Here is a 17,257-nt window from a genome sequence, read left to right as displayed (position 1 = left end):
GAGCGGGCGGCCGTGCCCGAGGAGGCCCGCCATGACCCGCTACGCGTCCCCCGGATCCCCCGACGCCGTCGTCGCGTACCGCCCGCGCTACGACCACTGGATCGGTGGTGAGTACGTACCCCCCGCCCGCGGCCGCTACTTCGAGAACCCGACCCCGGTCAACGGCGAACCCTTCACCGAGGTCGCCCGGGGCACGGCCGAGGACGTCGAACGCGCCCTGGACGCCGCCCACGCCGCGGCCCCCGGCTGGGCCCGGACGTCCCCCGCGGACCGCTCCGCCGTCCTCCTGCGCATCGCCGACCGCATGGAGGAACACCTCGAGGCGCTCGCCGTCGCCGAGTCCTGGGAGAACGGCAAGCCGATACGCGAGTCCCTGGCCGCCGACATCCCGCTGGCCGTCGACCACTTCCGCTACTTCGCGGGCGCGTTACGCGCCCAGGAGGGCAGCCTCTCCGAGCTCGACGAGGACACCGTCGCCTACCACTTCCACGAACCGCTGGGCGTCGTCGCCCAGATCATCCCCTGGAACTTCCCGCTCCTGATGACCGCGTGGAAACTGGCCCCCGCGCTGGCGGCGGGCAACACGGTCGTCCTCAAGCCGGCGGAACAGACCCCCGCGTCCGTCCACGTCTGGCTGGACCTGGTCTCCGACCTGCTGCCCCCGGGCGTGGTCAACGTGGTCAACGGCTTCGGCGTGGAAGCCGGCAGGCCTCTCGCCTCCTCCCCCCGGGTGGCGAAGATCGCCTTCACCGGCGAGACGACCACCGGCCGCCTGATCATGCAGTACGCCTCCGAGAACCTGCGTCCGGTCACCCTCGAACTCGGCGGCAAGAGCCCCAACATCTTCTTCGACGACGTCTGGGCGTCGGACGACGACTTCCGCGACAAGGCCCTCGAGGGCTTCACCATGTTCGCCCTCAACCAGGGCGAGGTCTGCACCTGTCCCTCCCGTGCACTCGTCCAGCGCGGCCACTACGCCGACTTCCTCGCCGCCGCCGTGGCCCGCACCGAGGCGATCGTCCCCGGCCATCCCCTCGACACCGACACGATGATCGGCGCCCAGGCCTCCAACGACCAGCTGGAGAAGATCCTCTCCTACCTCGACATCGGCCGCGCCGAGGGCGCCCGCCTCCTCACCGGCGGCCACCGCGCCGACCCCGGCGGCGAGCTCAAGGGCGGCTACTACGTCGAGCCCACCATCTTCGAGGGCACCAACAGCATGCGCATCTTCCAGGAGGAGATCTTCGGCCCCGTCGCCGCCGTCACCTCCTTCACCGACCTCGACCACGCCGTCGCCCTCGCCAACGACACCCTCTACGGCCTCGGCGCCGGCGTCTGGACCCGCGACACCACCACCGCCTACCGCACCGCCCGCGCCATCCAGGCCGGCCGCGTCTGGACCAACTGCTACCACCAATACCCCGCCCACGCCGCCTTCGGCGGCTACAAACAATCGGGCATCGGCCGCGAGGGGCACAAGATGGTGCTGGAGCACTACCAGCAGACGAAGAACTGGCTGGTCTCCTACTCGCCGAAGAAGCTCGGCTTCTTCTAGGCCCGTTGGGAATCGGGAGGGCCGATGCCCTGCGCGGACGCGCGGCTTCGGCCCTCCGGGCGGTCTCGGGGCCGTGGCCGCCCAACCTGCCGGTGGGCGTGGGCCAAGTCCGGCCGCCGCCCGGGCCAAGCCGGCAGGCACGCTTCCGTTGAAGGTCGACGTGCGCGGCGCGGACCGGCCAGTACGGCCGGCCCGTCGGGGACCACCCCCGCACGCGCGGGGACCGCACTTCCTGGCAGCGGTGCGGTGACCTGCTCCTGAACGACGTCGAGCCCTCGGCGTGGGACCGAGGGCTCGACGGTACCGCCCCGCCCGCCGGCTCCGGGTGGAGCGGGGGTGGACGCATGGCTGGATAGCGCCCCATGTGGCTGCTTGGCCTGTTTTGAAGCCATGAGGTTGCCGGGAAGTCGGGGTGAGGACATGATCACTGCTCGTATCGGCCTGATCACTCAACCGGGAGTCGAGAAGTGATACGCAGAACCGTGCTCCGCACCATCGTCACCGTCGCCGCGACCGCGGCCCTCGCCCTGCCCGTCGCTCAAGGGGCTCAGGCGGCCACCCCGGGCGTGACAACCCCGGTGGCCCCCGTCACCGCCACCGGCGCCGCGGTCAACGCGGACGACGACAACCCCTTCCGCTGGATGGAACTGGACGGCCTGCGGGCCGACTTCCGGTTCATGTGTCCCGCGGGACACTGCGTGGGATTCTGGTCCCTCGTCCTGACGGAGGACGTCGCGCGGCAGAAGTTCGAGGGCGGCAAGTTCTTCGTCTACGCCCCGGCCACCGGTGAGTTCGGTTTCTTCCTCGACACGGACGTCGCCGTGCGCACGGTCGGACGGCCCGGTCAGGTCCGGATCGTCGACAGCGAGTTCATGCGCTCCCACCCGCGCGTCGAGGTCCGCTACGGCGACCCCGGCCACCCGGCGCGGGCCCGTGTCGTCGCCTCGGCCACGACGCTGATGTAGCGGGCCGCCGGGCCCGCTCGGCCCCGGCGTCTCCGCCTGCTCCGCGCTGAGCAGCAGCAGCCCGCGCACATCCTCCACTTCTGCGACATGTGACATGTGACATGCGATGTGCCTTGTGCCTTGTGCTGCCGCGCGGCCCCATTCCACCACGCTTCACCGACAAGGGAGTTGTCCATGCATTTACGCCCGAGATTCCTCGCCCTCGCCACCGTCGGCGCGGTCATATGCACCGCCGGGTTCATACCGTCGGTCAGCCAGGCCGCGGGCGGTAGCGGTGGCAGCGGCGGTGAGGAGGAGAAGCGGTCGTACGCGGCAACGCACGGCCTGACGACGGACGATGTCAGCAGCATCAACGCGCTGAACGAAAGGGCTCTGACTCTCGGACGGTCCGGAAAGCCTCCGGTGGGGGCGGCTCCGAGTGCCGGGCCGTCCTTCCGGGCTCCCAGGTCCGTCGACGACAGGGAAACGCCTCCCGCCGAGCCGCTCGACAAGATGCCCGCCCCCTACCGGGCCTACGGAGGCCGGGCCACCACGGTCGTCAACAACTACATACGCAAGTGGCAGCAGGTCTACAGCCAGCGCGACGGCAAGAGACAGCAGATGACCGAGGAGCAGCGGGAGAAGCTGTCCTACGGCTGCGTCGGCATCACGTGGGCCAACTCCGGTCCGTATCCGACGAACAGACTGGCGTTCGCGTACTTCGACGAGAACAAGTACAGGAACACCCTCAAGAACACCGGACCCCAGCCCGGTGAAACGCGGGCGGAGTTCGAGGGCCGCGCCGCCAAGGAGAGCTTCGACGAGGAGAAGGGTTTCCAGCGGGCGCGCGAGGTGGCGTCCCTCATGAACAAGGCCCTGGAGGACGCCCACGACGAGGGAACGTACATCGACAACCTCAAGAGGGAGCTCAGCGCCAGGGACGACGCCCTGCTCCACGAGGACAGCCGCTCCAACTTCTTCTCGGCGCTGCGGAACACGCCGTCCTTCAAGGAGAGGGACGGCGGCAACCACGACCCGTCCAGGATGAAGGCGGTGATCTACTCGAAGCACTTCTGGAGCGGACAGGACGGGTGGGGCTCCTCCGACACGAGGAAGTACGGCGATCCGGACGCCTTCCGCCCCGACCGGGGTACCGGCCTGGTCGACATGTCGAGGGACAGGAACATTCCGCGCAGTCCCGCCGGTCCTGGTGAAGCCTGGGTCAATTTCGACTACGGCTGGTTCGGGGCGCAGACGGTGGCGGACGCCGACAAGACCGTCTGGACCCATGGGGACCACTATCACGCGCCCCATGGCGAGCTGGGCCCCATGCACGTCTACGAGAGCAAGTTCCGGAACTGGTCCGCAGGGTACGCGGACTTCGACCGCGGGGCCTACATGATCACGTTCATCCCCAAGAGCTGGAACACCGCCCCCGCCGAGGTCAAGCAAGGCTGGCCGTGACGGAACCGGGGCCCGGCCCGGGTCGCGGGTGACCGTCACGCTGCGGACGGTCGGCCGCCCGGTGCTCCCGCCGCAGGAAGCCGGGTCCGTGGTGGAGGAGAGGGCCGATGACGCGCGTGGAGGTGCGTCATCGGCCTTCCGGTCTCTCTCCCCTCCTCCCCCTCCCCCGGCGCACCGCGACGACCCCTCGCCGCGCCGGACGAATTGCCCGGCCGGCCGTCGTCATCGAACCCGGCCGGTCGGTCCACAAGCCCCCGAACACCCGAATAGCGTCCGGCGCGCTGTTTCGCCCGGAAGGCGGGGAAGGCGGGGAAGGCGGGGAAGGCGGGTAATTCTGCTTCCGATATACCGCGGCACTCCCCGGGCGAACTGCACTCACCTGAATTGGCGTCAACACCCCTTGCTCCACTAGACTTTCACCCGTTCCAGCAACGAGGAGGGGCGCCATCCATGGGCACCAAATTCATTGAGGTAGACGAATCCCACAAGGGCCTGCCCGGTGTGGAAGAAGGGGTGAAGACGATCGAGGTCGGGGGCCAGACGGTCACGACGCCGATTTTCGTGCAGCGGGTCGACTTCGACGATCTGACGCCCGAGGTGACCGAAAATCTGACCACGGTCAAGTTCGCCGTGACGGTGACCGAGGAAATGGAGGACCTCACCGGGGAGGTGGACGAGAACGGTTCCCCGGTGATGGAAATCAAGGAAATCCAGGTTCCCAAGTGGCTTGAGATCGACCTGGGTCCGGAATCCCTGAAGCGCTACGAGGAGGTCATGGCCCCCTTCTTCGCCGCCGCGCGCGAGACCGAGGCGCCGGCCCTGCCCGCGCCGCGCAAGCGCCGCAAGAAGTGACCTCACGGCCCCTCCCCCCGCCGGCCCTGCCGGCGGGGGGAGGGGCTTTCGCGTGCCCCCGTGCCCCCGGACTCCAGTGCGGCTCCAGTCGATGTCCAAGCGCGGGCGTCATCATCGGATCCACTCCCCCCCTCCGGGCCGGCCCACGGCGTTCGGATGAGGTTCGCCACGACAAGCCACGACAAGCCACGGCAAGAGCCACGGCAAGACCTACGGCAAGGGAAGTGGGTGAAGCGGGTGAAGAGAGTGAAGCGGGCCGGCGGTTCCGCCGTCGACGTGCTCGTGCCCTCCGAGGGATCGCCGGGCGACCGGCGGGAGCTGCTCGATCGAGGGCTCGTGCCGTTGGCCTCCCTGCTGGCGGCGATTCTCGACCTGGGCGGGAAGAGGGCCTCGGGGCAGTCCCGTTGACGCCCGCCCGGCACCTCGACCCGGGGTCGAGCCGGAGCCGAGCCGGACGTGCCACCGTGCGGTGCCGGAACGGCTAGCGGCATGCGCCGGGAAGCGGAGGTTCGAACCATGACGCGCGCTCAGGACGCACTGCAATTCCCGTTCGCCGCACGGCATCCGCTCCTGCCGCCCGACGAATTCGCCCGGCTGCGCCGCGAACGGCCGGTCGTGCGGGCGCGGTTGGCGAACGGACACGCCGTCTGGCTGGTCACCCGGCACGCGGACGTCCGCAAGGTGCTGGCCGACCCGCGCCTGAGCCGGGAGGCGATCACACGGCCGGACGCGCCGAGGCTGCTGCCGGTCGCCGCGGGCTCCAAATCCATCTTCGTGATGGACCCGCCCGCGCACACCCGGCTGCGCAGGCTGGTGGGGATGGCGTTCACCGGCCGGCGGATGGAGCGCCTGCGTCCGGCGGTCGTGCGGCTGGCGGACGAACTGGTGGCGCGCATGGCCGGGCAGGGACCGCCGGCCGACCTCGTCGCGCACCTGGCCCAGCCCCTCCCCCTGACGGTGATCTGCGACATGCTCGGCGTCCCGCGCCCGGACCAGGAGCTGTTCTCGGCGTGGACGGACGCGATGCTGAGCGTCGGCCCGCACCCCTCGCCCGAGGTGGACGGCGCCGCGGCCCGGCTGCGCGGCTATCTGACGGGGCTGATCGAGGAGAAGCGCCGCGCCCCGGCCGACGACCTGCTCACGGTGCTGATCGGCGCGCGCGACGAGGACGGTGCGCTGAGCGACGAGGAGTTGCTGGCGTTCGCCGAGACCCTACTGATGGCCGGCTACCACGCGACCACGTCGGAGATCGTGCACGGCGTCCTGGCCCTCGTCGAACGGCCGGACGACCTGCGCCGGCTGGCGGCGGACCGGGACGGACTCCCCGCGGCGGTCGAGGAACTGCTGAGGTTCTCGCAGGCCGGCGGCGGCGTCGGCCCCATCAGGATCGCCCTGGAGGACGTGGAGGTCGGCGGGGTCACGGTCAGGGCGGGCGAGGCCGTCCTGCCGTGCATCAACTCCGCCAACCGCGACGAGGGCGTCTTCCCCGACGCCGACGCGCTCGACCTGGCCAGGGAGCCGAACCCGCACGTCGCCTTCGGGCACGGCATCCACCGCTGCCTCGGGGCGGGCCTCGGCCGCATCGAACTCACCGCGGCGCTCGACCGGTTGCTCGACCGCCTCGGCGTCTTCCGCCTCGCCGTCCCGCCCGAGGACCTCGTGTGGCGGCGCGAGGGCGTGTTCACCCGACCGGACACCCTGCCGCTGCGGTGGTGAGCCGGGACCCCGGCCGCCGCCCGCACCGCCCTCACCCCGGACCAGGACCAGGACCACGACCGGAAAGGACCGCGACCATGACCACCTCCGGCAGCCCCAGGAGCACGACGGGCGCAGCCCCCTCCGCACGGCCCGTCATCGAGCTGGGGACCGCCTTCTGGGCGGCGAGGACGCTCCTGAGCGCCGTCGAGATCGGGCTGTTCACCGAGCTCGGCCGGGGACCGGCGGACGAGGAGCGGCTGCGCGCCCGGCTGCGCCTGCACCCCCGCGCCGCGCGGGACTTCCTGGACGCCCTGGTGGCGCTCGGCATGCTGGAGCGGGAGGACGGGCGGTACCGCAACACGCCCGCGACCGGGCGTTTCCTGGACGAGGGCCGGGAGACCTACCTGGGCGGGTGGATGCGGCAGGCCGGCAAGCACCTGTTCGGGGCGTGGGGCGGCCTCACGGAGAGCCTGCGCACCGGGAAGCCGTACATCGGCTGGGACAGCCAGGACTACTTCGAGCGCCTCTACGAGGACCCGGAGGAGCGCGACGGCTTCATCGCGGCGATGGACGCGTGGACGACGCACATCGCCGGCGAGCTGGCCACCGGCCTCGACTGGGGCGCGTACCGGACGTTCGTGGACGTCGGCGGGGCCCGCGGCAATCTGCCCGCGACGCTCGTCAGGGCCCACCCGCACCTGCGGGGAACGGTCTTCGACCGGCCCGAGGTCGCCGGGCTCTTCGACGCGCACATGCGCCGCAAGGGCACGGGCGGTCAGGTGCGTTTCAACGTCGGGGACTTCTTCACCGACCCCCTGCCCTCCGCCGACGTGCTCGTCTTCGGGCACATCCTGCACGACTGGGACGACGGGCAGCGGGCGGCGCTCGTGGAGCGGGCGTACGGGGCGGTGAACCCCGGCGGCCTCGTGGTGATCTACGACCGGATGATCGACGACGAGCGCCGGACGAACGCCGTCGGCCTGCTCGGCTGCCTGAACCTGCTGCTGGTGACGCCGGGCGGGTCGGAGTACACCATGGCGGACTGCCGGCGGTACGTGAGCGGGGCCGGCTTCGTCCCGGTGGCGCAACTGCCGCTGTTCGACGGCCTGGAGACCGCGCTCGTGGCCAGGAAACCGGCACTCTGACGGACAGGAGGCGGAGCATGCCGTACGCGGCCATCACCTACGACATCAAGAGCGGGTACGAGGACGAAGTCGCCGAGATCTTCGGCTCGTTCCGGCGGCCGGACTCCAGCGTCGTGCCGGGCGAGGACGGCGCACCGGCCGGGCGGATCCTGGCCACCGCGGTGTTCGTCCGGGACAGCACGCTCGTGCGGTTCATCGAGTACGAGGGCGATCTGACGGCGGTGGCGCGGTTCATGGCCCGCCAGCCGGGCGTGCGCGAGGTGGAGCGCCGGCTCGCGCCGTACACGAACACGCCGAGGGACACGGCGACCGTGGAGGGGTTCGTCCGCACGTTCCAGGACAGTCTGTTGCGGTGCGTGAGCCAGCTGTCCGTGCCGCGCTCCTGAGGGCGGGCGCGGCGGGAAGTGCCGGGGCCCGGTCGGGGCCCCGGCACTTCCCGCGGTCCGTACGTGCTGCGGTTCAGCCGTCCCGCCGGCAGATCACGAGCGTGTCGTCCTCGCCGAGGGGCACGTCCTCGAAGGAGGTGAAGCCGGCGGCGCGGGCGTGCTCGTGGACCTCGCCGGCCGGGTACTCGGAACCGCCGTCGGTGACCAGCAGCATGTCCAGGCTGATGACGAGGTTCTCGACGTGCCGGGGCTCGTCGTCCAGCATGCGGTCGTAGACCAGCAGCGCGCCGCCGGGGGCGACCGCGCGGCCGGCCTCCCGTACGAGGAACGCGCGGCGTTCGCGGTCGTAGTCGTGCAGGACGTGGCCGAGGATCACCACGTCGGCGGACGGCAGCGGGTCGTGGAAGAAGTCGCCGCCGTGGAACTCCAGCCGGCCGGTGAGGCCGAGGCGGTCCATGTGCTCGGCGAAGAACGGCTCCATCTGCGGCAGGTCGAAGACGTGGCCGGTCAGCCCGGGGGACGACTGGACGATCCGGCCGGCCATGTTGCCCCGGCAGCCGCCGACGTCCAGCACCGACCGGTACCGCGACCACGGGAACGCGGCGGTGAGCGGCGCGGCGAGGACCTGGGTCAGCGCGTCCATCATGCGGATGAACTGGCCGAGCAGTGCGGGGTCTTCGAGGACCCGCGCGAAGCCGCCGTCGGCCTGCGGCTTGCCGGTGCGCAGCGCGTCGGTGAGCCGGCCCCAGGCGGGGTAGAGGTTGTTGTTGGCGCGGTGGATGAACCCCCCGACGTAGGACGGGCGGTCGCGGACGAGGTACTCGTCGGCCGCGGGTGCGTTGCGGTAGCGGTCGCCGGTCTTCTCCAGCAGCCCGAGGGCCGCCAGCAGGTGCAGGAAGTCCCGCAGGCCGCGGCCGTGCAGCTCCAGCCGGTGCCGGATCTGCTCCTCGGTCAGGGGTCCGGCGTGCAGGACGGTGAACAGGTCGAGTTCCACCGCGGTGAGCAGTGCCTTGGCGTCGCAGAAGGAGTTGCAGAGCCTGAGGATGCGTGCCGGGGTGCTGACATCCGGAGCGGTGCTCGTCATGTGCTGGCCTCCCTGGATCGGTCCACCGGCGGCCGCGTGCCCTGCCGGATTACCGGACGACGGTGCCAGCGCGGGGTGGAGGGGGGCTTGAGGGCCGTTGGAAGCGGGGGCCCGTGGCGGGGGGAGGGGCCGGAGGACGGCCTCCATCCGGTTTCGAGCGGGGGTTCAGCGCCCCCTGCCAGCATCGGCGCCGCACGTCATACGCACGTCATTCGGACGGCAGGCGGCCGAGAGGGGTAGCTCCGGTGGATCAGGGACTGCGCGGGAAACGGGTGCTGGTGACCGGTGGCACCAAGGGCATCGGGCGGGTCACCGCCCTGGCGTTCGCCGACGCGGGGGCCCGGGTGGTGGTGTGCCACCGGGCGGACGACGAGGCGGCGGCGAGCCTGCCCCGCGAGCTGAAGGAACGCGAGGCGAGGGGACGCGGCCCGGAGGGACGCGGGCCCGAGGGCCTCGGCGGGGGGCACCGGGTGGTGCGGGCCGACGTGACGGTCCGCGCCGACGTCGAGCGGCTGGCGGACGTCGTGCGGGCGGCGGCGGGCGGGCTCGACGTCCTGGTCAACAACGTGGGCGTGGACGGCGGCGCGCCGTTCGCGGAGATCACCGACGCCGAGTGGCACCGGCTGGTCGACCACAACCTCACCGCGCCCTACCTGGTCACCCAGGCCGTGCTGGGTCTGCTGGCGGACGGCGCGTCGGTGGTGAACGTCGGCTCGGCGGCGGCGCTGCGCGGGCGGGCCGGCGGCACGCACTACACGGCGACGAAGGCGGCCCTGATCGGCTTCACCCGGGGGCTGTGCAAGGAACTCGGCCCGCGGGGGATCCGGGTGAACACGGTGGCGCCGGGGCTGACCGAGACGGAGCCGGGCGCCGGGCCGCCCCCGCACGTGCTCGGGCGGATCGTCGGCATGACGGCGCTGGGCCGCCTCTGCCGGCCGGAGGACGTCGCCGGGGCCGTGCTGTTCCTCGCCGGCGACACCTCCCGCTTCGTCAGCGGGGTCACGCTCAACGTCGACGGGGGTGTGTGATCCGGTGGCCGGCGGAACGCCGCGCCGCGGCCTGCGGGTCGTGGTGATCGGGGGCGGGGTCGGCGGGCTGTGCCTGGCGCAGGGCCTGCGGAAGGCCGGCATCGAGGTCAGCGTCCACGAGCGCGACACCTCGGTGCGCGGCCGCCACCAGGGGTACCGGCTGCACATCAGCCCGCAGGGCGAGCGGGCCCTGCGGGCGTGTCTGCCCGCGCGGGTGCAGGAGTTGCTGACGGCCACCGCCAACAGCCGCTACGGCTACGGCCTCGCGGTGTACGACGAGCATCTGGCGAGCCTGCCGGGGCCCGTGCTGGACGACCCGCGCGCCGCGGACCCGGACAAGGTGGACGCGGTGGACCGGGTGACGCTGCGCCGGGTGCTGCTCGCCGGCCTCGACGGCGTCGTGCGGTTCGGCAGCCGGTTCGTCGGCTGTGAACGGACGCCCGGTGGCGGCGTGCTGGCCCGGTTCGCGGACGGCGGCACGGCCGCGGGCGACGTGCTGGTGGCCGCGGACGGCGTCCGGTCGGCCGTCCGGCGGTGGCACGGGGCGCACGCCGAGCCCCGCGACCTGGGGGTGCGCACGGTCTTCGGCCGCATCCCCATGACGGAGGCGCTGCGGCGCGAGCTGCCCGGCACGCTCCAGGACAGGTTCACGTGGGTGATCGGTTCGGACGGGTACAAGCTGGGCCTGATGCCGATGGTCTTCCGCACCGCCCCGGCCGAGGCGGCGGCGCGGCTGTGGCCGGGGCTGGGCCTGGAGGACACCGGAGACTACTTCATGTCGGTGTTCTCCATGCACCGTTCGAGGACGGGGATGGCGGACGGTGAGCTCTTCGCCCTGGACGGCGCGGCCCTGTGGCGCTTCGTCCGGGAGCGGACCGAGGGCTGGCACCCGGCGCTGCGGGCCGCCCTGCGGTCCGCGGACGTGGACGAGACCTTCGCCGTGGCCGTGCGGGCCACCGTGCCGGTCGAACCGTGGGAGCCGGGGCCCGTGATCCCGCTGGGGGACGCGGTGCACGCGATGCCGCCGTCCGGCGGGGTCGGCGCGAACACGGCCGTGCGCGACGCCGCCGCGCTGGTGCGGGCGCTGCTCGCGGCGGACCGCGGCGAGTGTTCGGTGGCCGAGGCGGCCGGGCGCTACCAGGCCGGGATGGCCGGCTGGGCGACGGAGGCCGTCGCGGCGTCCCTGCGGGTGGCCAAGTGGTCGCTGCGCGACATCGACTTCGACGACTCGGCGCTGACGACGGCGGGCCGAGGGCCGCGGCGCGAGGACGGCGGGATGAAGACGGCGGATCGACGGGAGGATCGCTGATGGACGTGGGAGTGGGACTGCCGAACACCGTGCCGGGCGCCGACGGCCGGGAGCTGGTCGCCTTCGCCGCGCGCGCCGAGGCCCTGGGCTTCAGCACGCTCGCCGTGCTCGACCGGCTCGTCCACGACGGCTACGACGCCGTGACGACCCTGGCCGCGGCCGCGGCGGTGACCGAGCGCGTCACGCTGGCGCCGACGATCCTGCTCGCCGGCTGCTGGCCGAGCCCCGCGCTGCTGGCCAAGCAACTCGCCAGTGTCGACCGGCTCTCCGGCGGCCGGCTGGTCGTGGGCGTGGCGGCCGGCGCCCGGGAGGACGACTTCCGGGCCACCGGCGCCGACTACCGCCGGCGGGGCCGGTGGCTGGACGAGGTGGTGGAGGAGATGCGGCGGGTGTGGTCGGGCCGCGGCCGGGTGCCCGGCATCGGCCCCAGACCGGCCGACGGCACGATCCCCCTGTGGGTCGGCGGCAACTCCCCCGCCGCGCCGCGCCGTTCGGCCCGGTACGGCATCGGCTGGATCTCCGGCGGCGGCCCGGTCGCCCGCTACGCCGGACAGGCGGACCAGGTGCGCGCCGCGTGGGCGGAGGCCGGCCGGTCCGGCTCGCCGCGGCTGGGCGCGCTGACCTACGTCGCGCTCGGCGCCGGGCGGAAGCGGCGGGGCGGCGACTACCTGCTCGACTACTACGCCTACATGGGCCCGAAGGCGCGGGCCCTGGCGGACGGGGTGATCTCGGACGAGGCGCGGCTGCGGGAGACCCTGGACGCCTACGCCGCCGCCGGCTGCGACGAGTTGCTGCTCTTCCCGTGCACGGCCGACGTGGAACAGCTCGACCGGCTGGCAGAGGTCTGCCTCCGGCCACAGGAGCGGGCCCATGACTGAACCCACCGTGCCGGTGCTGGTGGTGGGCGCCGGCCCCGTCGGCATCTCCACCGCGCTGTTCCTCGGCCGGCTGGGCGTCCGGACGCTGCTGGTGGAGCAGCGGGACGGCACGTCGACGCTGCCCCGCGCGCCCGGCCTCCAGGCACGGACCATGGAGCTGTTCCGGTCGGCGGGCGTGCACCGGGAGATCCGCGCCCTCGAAGTCGGCGACTCGCACCCGCACTTCGAGGGCGGCATCATCCGGGTCCGCACGTTCGCCGAGATCGACGACGCCGTGACGCTGGAGTCGCCGTCCCTGGACGGCCCGGCGATCAGCCCGGAGCGGGCGATGGGCTGCGGCCAGGACCGCTACGAACGGGTACTGGCCGGGCTGGCGGCCGCGGCGGGCGCCGACGTGCGGTTCGCGACCCGCCTGGTGTCCTTCGCCCAGGACGACGACGGCGTCACCGCCGTCGTGGAGGACCGCGCCTCGGGCCGGCGCGGCACGGTGCGGGCCGCGTACCTGGTCGCGGCCGACGGCGCGGGCAGCCGCGTCCGCAGGGCGCTGGGCGTACGGCGCGCCGGCATCGGCACGGTCTTCAACGCCCTGAGCGTCTACTTCCGGGCGCCGGAGCTGACGGCCCTGCTCAAGGACCGCAAGTTCATCCTCTGTTACGCCACCGCCGCGCCGGGGACGCTGATGGGCCTGTCCCGGCTGCACGGCTGCGACCCGTGGCTCGCGGCCCCCCTCTACCACCCCGAGCGGGGCGAGACGCCCGCCGACTACCCCGACGAACGCTGCGCCGAGATCCTGCGCACGGCGGCGGGCAGGCCCGGCATGCGGGTGGAGGTCGTCGCCAAGGTGCCGTGGCAGGGCGCCCAGCTGGTCGCCGGGACGTTCCGCAGCGGCCGGGTCTTCCTGGCCGGGGACGCGGCCCACGTGCACCCGCCGGCCGGCGGCTTCGGCGCCAACACCGGGATCCACGACGCGCACAACCTGGCGTGGAAGCTGGCCGCCGTGCTCGACGGGTGGGCCGGGGACGCCCTGCTGGACACGTACGACGCCGAACGGCGGGGCGTGGGCGCCGCGATGGCCGAGCAGGCGATGGCCCGGCACCGCGTCCGGCACGGCCGCACCGCCCCGCGGGCGGCCGCCCCGCTGGTGGACGACCTCGTCGTCACCCTCGGCTACCGCTACCGCTCGGAGGCGATCACCGGCGGGCGGCCCGGCGCCCCGGTGCTCGCCGCCCCGCTCGACCTGACCGGCGAACCGGGCACGCGGGCGCCGCACGTCTGGCTCGACCGGGACGGGGAACGGCTGTCGGCCATCGACCTGTTCCGGGACGCGTTCGTGCTCCTCACCCCCTCGCGCCGCGCCGGCTGGGCGGAGGCCGCCGAACGCGTCGCCAAGCGGCTGAGCGTCCCGCTGCGCGCCCATGTCGTCGGGGAGGGCGGGCTCGTCCCGGTGGACCGCGACTGGGCCCGGGCCTACGGGGTCGGCGGGGAGGGGGCGGTGCTGGTGCGCCCGGACGCGTTCGTGGCCTGGCGGTCCCCCGGCCCCGCGGCCGACCCCGAGGGCGTCCTCGCCGGCGTGCTGGCACGCGCCTGCGGACGGTCCGGGGAGGGGCGGACGTGAGCGCGCCGCCACGGCTCGCGGCCCGGGCGCCCCGCGGGCCCGACGGCCCGGTGTCGCTGCGCCGCATGCCGCGCTGGTACGCGACGCTGTTCGTCACCGACGCCCTCGAACGGTTCGGCTTCTACGGCATGCAGGCCATCCTCGTCCTCTACGCCGCGGCGCCGGCGGCCCGCGGCGGGCTGGGCCTGCCGGCGGACCAGGCCGCCGCCCTGTTCGGGGTGTGGATCGGCGTCATGTTCCTGCTCTCGCTGCCGGGCGGCTGGGTGGGCGACCGTCTGCTGGGACGGCGGCGCGCCCTGCTGACCGGTTGTCTGCTGAGCGCGGCGGGGTACCTGGCCCTGGCCCTGCCGTCGGGCTGGACGACCGCGGCGGGACTGCTCGTCCTGGCGGCCGGCGGCGGGCTGTTCAAGCCCAACCACCAGGCGCTGATCAACCTGATGTTCACGGGCCGGAGGGGCCGCGAGTCCGGCATCTCCCTGATGTACGTCGGGGTGCAGGTGTCCGCCCTGACCGCGCCGCTGGTGACCGGGTACCTCGGGGAACGGGCCGGCTGGCACGCGGGGTTCGCCGTCGCCGCGCTGCCGCTGGGGGCGACCGCCGTGCTGCTGGCCCGTTCGGCGGGGCGGTTCGCGGGGGCCGACGGCGGTCCGCGGCGTCCGCTCGGCCGGGCGGAGCGCCGGGCGGTGCTGCGCGGCACGGGGCTCGTGGCGGGCGGGCTCGGGGCCGTGGTGGCGGGGCTGGGGGCGGCCGGTCTGCTGGACGCGGCCGCCCTGATCCTGCTGTCCACGGTGCTGACCGTGACGGTGCCGGTGGCCGGATACCGGGCGCTGTACCGGGACCCGGCGCTGGGTGCGGGCCAACGGCGGCGGCTGCGCGGGTACTTGGGGGTGTGCCTCGGCGCGACCCTGTTCTGGATCGTCGTCGCGCACGCGGCGTCGCTGCTGACCCTGTTCGCCCGGGACCACACCGACCTGCGGGTCGCCGGCCTCGCCGTGCCGCCGAGCTGGCTGCAGGCCGCGACGCCCGCGTGCGTGCTGGTGCTCGCGCCGGTCGTGGCCGCCGTCCTGCCGGCGGTGGGCGGGCGGCACGGCGTCGCGGTGAAGCTGGCGGGCGGGCTGCTGGCGGTGGGGTGCGGCTTCCTGGTGATGTGCGCCGCCGCCACGGCCGCCGCGCACGGGGCGCGGGTCTCGCCCCTGTGGCTCGTCGTCGTCTACGTGCTGCACGCCTGCGGCGAACTGGTCGTCCCGGCCGTGGTCGTCTCCTCGGCGGCCGAGGTGCTCGGGGAGCGGTTCATGGGCCGGGTCGTCGGCCTGCTGTGGCTGTTCGCCGCGCTCGGCGGCGGCCTGGGCAGCGCGCTGGTGCGGCTGAGCGGGGTGCTCGGCGAGCCCGTCTACTACCTGTGCCTCGGCGGCGTGGCGTCCGCCGCGGGCCTGGCCTTCCTGCTGGGCCGCCGGCGGCTGGCCGGCGCGCTCGCCCCCGACTGATCAGAACGGAACGGCACATCCACCGACGGAGCGTCGGACAAACGCGGTCCGGCGATCGAAAGGACGACTGCCATGCCCTACGCGGCCATCACCTACCGCGTCACACCCGGCCACGACGACGAGATCGCCGAGATCTTCGCCGGCTTCCAGCGGGTGGACACCCCCACCTTCCGCGGCGAGGACGGCGAGCCGGCCGGACGGCTGCTCGGCACCGCGGTGTTCGTCAAGGACGACGTCATGGTGCGGGTCATCCACTACGAGGGCGACTTCGCGGCCATCGCCCGGCACATGGCGGCGCAGCGCGGCGTGCACCTCGTCGAGGAGCGCCTCGCGCCCTACCTGGCGCGGCGGCGCGACACGAGCAGCGCCGAGGGGTTCGCGGCGTACTTCCGCGACGCCACCATGCGCTGCGTCTCCCAGCTGTCCGTGGACTCCCACCCGGCCCGGCCGGCGAGGGGGTGACCCCATGCGGACTTCACCGATCGCGGTGCTCGGCGCGGGCGCGATGGGCGCCGGCATGGCGCGCGCCCTGCTGGCCGCGGGATTCGCCGTGACGGTCTGGAACCGGACCGCGGAGCGCGCCGCGCCCCTGGCGCGCGAGGGCGCGGCCCTCGCGGCCTCCCCGGCCGAGGCGCTGGCGGACGCCGAGGCCGCCGTGTTCAGCCTCGCCGACGAGGCCGCCGTGGAACGCGTCGTCGCGGAGGGGCTGGGCGGGCGGCCGGGCAGGGGCCTGACCGTGGTGGACACCTCGACCGTGTCGCCGTCCTTCGCCCGGGCCGTCACCGCGCGGCTCGCCGCCCTCGGCGCGCGCCGGGTGGAGGCGTGCGTCATCGGCAACCCGGCGATGGCCGCGGCCGGCGAGCTGCGCGTCCTGGCGGCCGGCGAACGGGCCGGGGCGGACGCGGTGTCCGACGTGCTGGACGCGCTCGGCCGCGACGTGCGGTTCGTCGGCGGGCCGGGGGACGCGGCCGTGCTGAAGCTGGCGCTCAATCTGCTGCTGGGGGTGCAGACGGCCGGTCTCGCCGAGGCGGTCGCCTTCGTGGAGGCGATGGGCATGGACCGCGAGCGGCTGCTGGACGCGTTCGAGGACAGCGGCTGGCGGTCGCCGGTGCTCGCCTTCCGGGCGGGCTTCATGCGCCGCCGCGCGTACCGGCCCGCCGCGTTCCGCGCGTCCCTGATGCACAAGGACCTCGCGCTGGCCGGGCGGGAGGCCGGGGAGCGGGGCGTCGGGCTGCCGGTGACCGGCCGCGCCGCGGACCGGTTCGCGGCCGTCGTGGACGGCGGGCGCGGCGACGACGACGCGGCCGCGGTCGTCGAGCTGCCCCGCCCGGCGTCGGGGGGGTGAGCCCGCCGCCATGGTCGGTGCTGTGCTCTCGGTCGGCGTGCTCGTCGGCAGCGGGGTCGTGGCGGGGGTCCTGTTCGCGGTCGCGCTGAGCGTGCTGCCCGCGCTGTTCGCGATGCCGGCCGAACGGTACGTGTACGCGCACCGGTTGATCGGCCGCCGGTGGGACCCCACCATGCCGGTCCTGGTGCTGACGACGGCCGCGGCCGACGTCGCCCTGGCCGTGCACGGCGGTTCCGGCGCCGCGCTGTTCGCCGCCGCCGCGGGGCTGCTGGCGGCGGTGTCGGTGGTCTCCCACTTCTGCAACGTGCCGATCAACCGGGTCGTCAAGTCGCTGGACCCGGAGCGGATTCCGGCCGGCTGGCACGATCCGCGGCCGCTGTGGCGGCGCTGGCACCTGCTGCGCACCGTGCTGGCGCTCCTCGCGGTCACCGTCAACGCGGTCGCCGTCGTCGTGTGACGGCCGTACCGGC

General features: G+C 73.8%; 17 protein-coding genes. 16 read left to right on the top strand and 1 reads right to left on the bottom strand.

Annotated elements, in window-relative coordinates; all coding sequences use genetic code 11:
- Window positions 1–31 precede the first annotated feature (31 nt).
- From exaC to AC230_RS24490, 8 genes are all read left to right on the top strand, one after another.
- Complete coding sequence (gene exaC, locus AC230_RS24525) at window positions 32–1,555, top strand: acetaldehyde dehydrogenase ExaC (protein WP_049718489.1); 1,524 nt, start codon at window positions 32–34, stop codon at window positions 1,553–1,555.
- Between the two features lie 467 nt (window positions 1,556–2,022).
- Window positions 2,023–2,520, top strand: a complete 498-nt coding sequence (locus AC230_RS24520; RefSeq protein WP_157868652.1) for a hypothetical protein — start codon at window positions 2,023–2,025, stop codon at window positions 2,518–2,520.
- A gap of 174 nt (window positions 2,521–2,694) precedes the next feature.
- Window positions 2,695–3,963 (top strand): protein-glutamine gamma-glutamyltransferase, encoded by a 1,269-nt coding sequence (locus AC230_RS24515; protein ID WP_049718487.1) that lies wholly within the window; start codon window positions 2,695–2,697, stop codon window positions 3,961–3,963.
- Between the two features lie 450 nt (window positions 3,964–4,413).
- A complete protein-coding gene (locus tag AC230_RS24510) occupies window positions 4,414–4,815 on the top strand; it encodes a hypothetical protein (protein ID WP_157868651.1) in 402 nt (133 codons plus the stop codon).
- 237 nt (window positions 4,816–5,052) lie between these two features.
- Complete coding sequence (locus AC230_RS24505; RefSeq protein WP_157868650.1) at window positions 5,053–5,223, top strand: hypothetical protein; 171 nt, start codon at window positions 5,053–5,055, stop codon at window positions 5,221–5,223.
- A gap of 108 nt (window positions 5,224–5,331) precedes the next feature.
- Window positions 5,332–6,531, top strand: a complete 1,200-nt coding sequence (locus AC230_RS24500; protein ID WP_049718484.1) for a cytochrome P450 — start codon at window positions 5,332–5,334, stop codon at window positions 6,529–6,531.
- A gap of 77 nt (window positions 6,532–6,608) precedes the next feature.
- Entirely contained in the window at window positions 6,609–7,658 is a 1,050-nt protein-coding gene (locus AC230_RS24495; protein WP_049718483.1) for a methyltransferase, read from the top strand.
- A gap of 17 nt (window positions 7,659–7,675) precedes the next feature.
- Window positions 7,676–8,044 carry a SchA/CurD-like domain-containing protein gene (locus tag AC230_RS24490; protein ID WP_049718482.1) on the top strand — a complete coding sequence of 123 codons (369 nt, stop codon included), beginning with the start codon at window positions 7,676–7,678 and terminating at the stop codon, window positions 8,042–8,044.
- 73 nt (window positions 8,045–8,117) lie between these two features.
- Here the strand turns inward: AC230_RS24490 and AC230_RS24485 are convergent, their stop codons facing one another.
- Window positions 8,118–9,128 (bottom strand): methyltransferase, encoded by a 1,011-nt coding sequence (locus tag AC230_RS24485; protein ID WP_049718481.1) that lies wholly within the window; start codon window positions 9,126–9,128, stop codon window positions 8,118–8,120.
- Between the two features lie 245 nt (window positions 9,129–9,373).
- Between AC230_RS24485 and AC230_RS24480 the strand changes: the two genes are divergently transcribed.
- The 8 genes from AC230_RS24480 to AC230_RS24445 all read left to right on the top strand — a co-directional run bounded on the left by AC230_RS24480 (window position 9,374) and on the right by AC230_RS24445 (window position 17,244).
- Window positions 9,374–10,156, top strand: a complete 783-nt coding sequence (locus AC230_RS24480; protein WP_049718480.1) for an SDR family NAD(P)-dependent oxidoreductase — start codon at window positions 9,374–9,376, stop codon at window positions 10,154–10,156.
- A gap of 4 nt (window positions 10,157–10,160) precedes the next feature.
- The gene (locus tag AC230_RS24475) at window positions 10,161–11,465 is read left to right on the top strand and encodes an FAD-dependent oxidoreductase (protein ID WP_198535600.1); all 1,305 of its coding nucleotides are present in this window, start codon (window positions 10,161–10,163) and stop codon (window positions 11,463–11,465) included.
- A complete protein-coding gene (locus tag AC230_RS24470) occupies window positions 11,465–12,343 on the top strand; it encodes an LLM class flavin-dependent oxidoreductase (protein WP_049718479.1) in 879 nt (292 codons plus the stop codon). Before AC230_RS24475 ends, AC230_RS24470 begins: the two co-directional genes overlap by 1 nt.
- Entirely contained in the window at window positions 12,336–13,958 is a 1,623-nt protein-coding gene (locus tag AC230_RS24465; RefSeq protein WP_049718478.1) for an FAD-dependent monooxygenase, read from the top strand. The genes AC230_RS24470 and AC230_RS24465 overlap by 8 nt, the downstream gene beginning before the upstream one ends.
- Window positions 13,955–15,442 (top strand): peptide MFS transporter, encoded by a 1,488-nt coding sequence (locus tag AC230_RS24460; RefSeq protein ID WP_049718477.1) that lies wholly within the window; start codon window positions 13,955–13,957, stop codon window positions 15,440–15,442. Before AC230_RS24465 ends, AC230_RS24460 begins: the two co-directional genes overlap by 4 nt.
- A gap of 72 nt (window positions 15,443–15,514) precedes the next feature.
- Window positions 15,515–15,904, top strand: coding sequence for a SchA/CurD-like domain-containing protein (locus AC230_RS24455; protein WP_049718476.1), 390 nt, complete (start codon window positions 15,515–15,517; stop codon window positions 15,902–15,904).
- A 4-nt stretch (window positions 15,905–15,908) separates the two neighbouring features.
- A complete protein-coding gene (locus AC230_RS24450) occupies window positions 15,909–16,787 on the top strand; it encodes an NAD(P)-dependent oxidoreductase (protein ID WP_049718475.1) in 879 nt (292 codons plus the stop codon).
- A 10-nt stretch (window positions 16,788–16,797) separates the two neighbouring features.
- On the top strand, window positions 16,798–17,244 hold the full coding sequence (locus tag AC230_RS24445; RefSeq protein WP_049718474.1) for an anthrone oxygenase family protein: 447 nt from the start codon (window positions 16,798–16,800) through the stop codon (window positions 17,242–17,244).
- Window positions 17,245–17,257: the final 13 nt, after the last annotated feature.

Source organism: Streptomyces caatingaensis (genome assembly GCF_001187435.1).
In the GTDB taxonomy this organism is placed as follows: domain Bacteria; phylum Actinomycetota; class Actinomycetes; order Streptomycetales; family Streptomycetaceae; genus Streptomyces; species Streptomyces caatingaensis.
This window is presented reverse-complemented; position numbering and strand designations above follow the sequence as displayed.

Coding starts and splice junctions, on each gene's coding strand:
- AC230_RS24470 (WP_049718479.1), top strand. CDS start 11,465: ATGGACGTGGGAGTGGGACTGCCGAACACCGTGCCGGGCGCCGACGGC.
- AC230_RS24485 (WP_049718481.1), bottom strand. CDS start 9,128: ATGACGAGCACCGCTCCGGATGTCAGCACCCCGGCACGCATCCTCAGG.
- AC230_RS24510 (WP_157868651.1), top strand. CDS start 4,414: ATGGGCACCAAATTCATTGAGGTAGACGAATCCCACAAGGGCCTGCCC.
- AC230_RS24465 (WP_049718478.1), top strand. CDS start 12,336: ATGACTGAACCCACCGTGCCGGTGCTGGTGGTGGGCGCCGGCCCCGTC.
- AC230_RS24500 (WP_049718484.1), top strand. CDS start 5,332: ATGACGCGCGCTCAGGACGCACTGCAATTCCCGTTCGCCGCACGGCAT.
- AC230_RS24495 (WP_049718483.1), top strand. CDS start 6,609: ATGACCACCTCCGGCAGCCCCAGGAGCACGACGGGCGCAGCCCCCTCC.
- AC230_RS24450 (WP_049718475.1), top strand. CDS start 15,909: ATGCGGACTTCACCGATCGCGGTGCTCGGCGCGGGCGCGATGGGCGCC.
- AC230_RS24515 (WP_049718487.1), top strand. CDS start 2,695: ATGCATTTACGCCCGAGATTCCTCGCCCTCGCCACCGTCGGCGCGGTC.
- AC230_RS24455 (WP_049718476.1), top strand. CDS start 15,515: ATGCCCTACGCGGCCATCACCTACCGCGTCACACCCGGCCACGACGAC.
- AC230_RS24490 (WP_049718482.1), top strand. CDS start 7,676: ATGCCGTACGCGGCCATCACCTACGACATCAAGAGCGGGTACGAGGAC.
- AC230_RS24445 (WP_049718474.1), top strand. CDS start 16,798: ATGGTCGGTGCTGTGCTCTCGGTCGGCGTGCTCGTCGGCAGCGGGGTC.
- exaC (WP_049718489.1), top strand. CDS start 32: ATGACCCGCTACGCGTCCCCCGGATCCCCCGACGCCGTCGTCGCGTAC.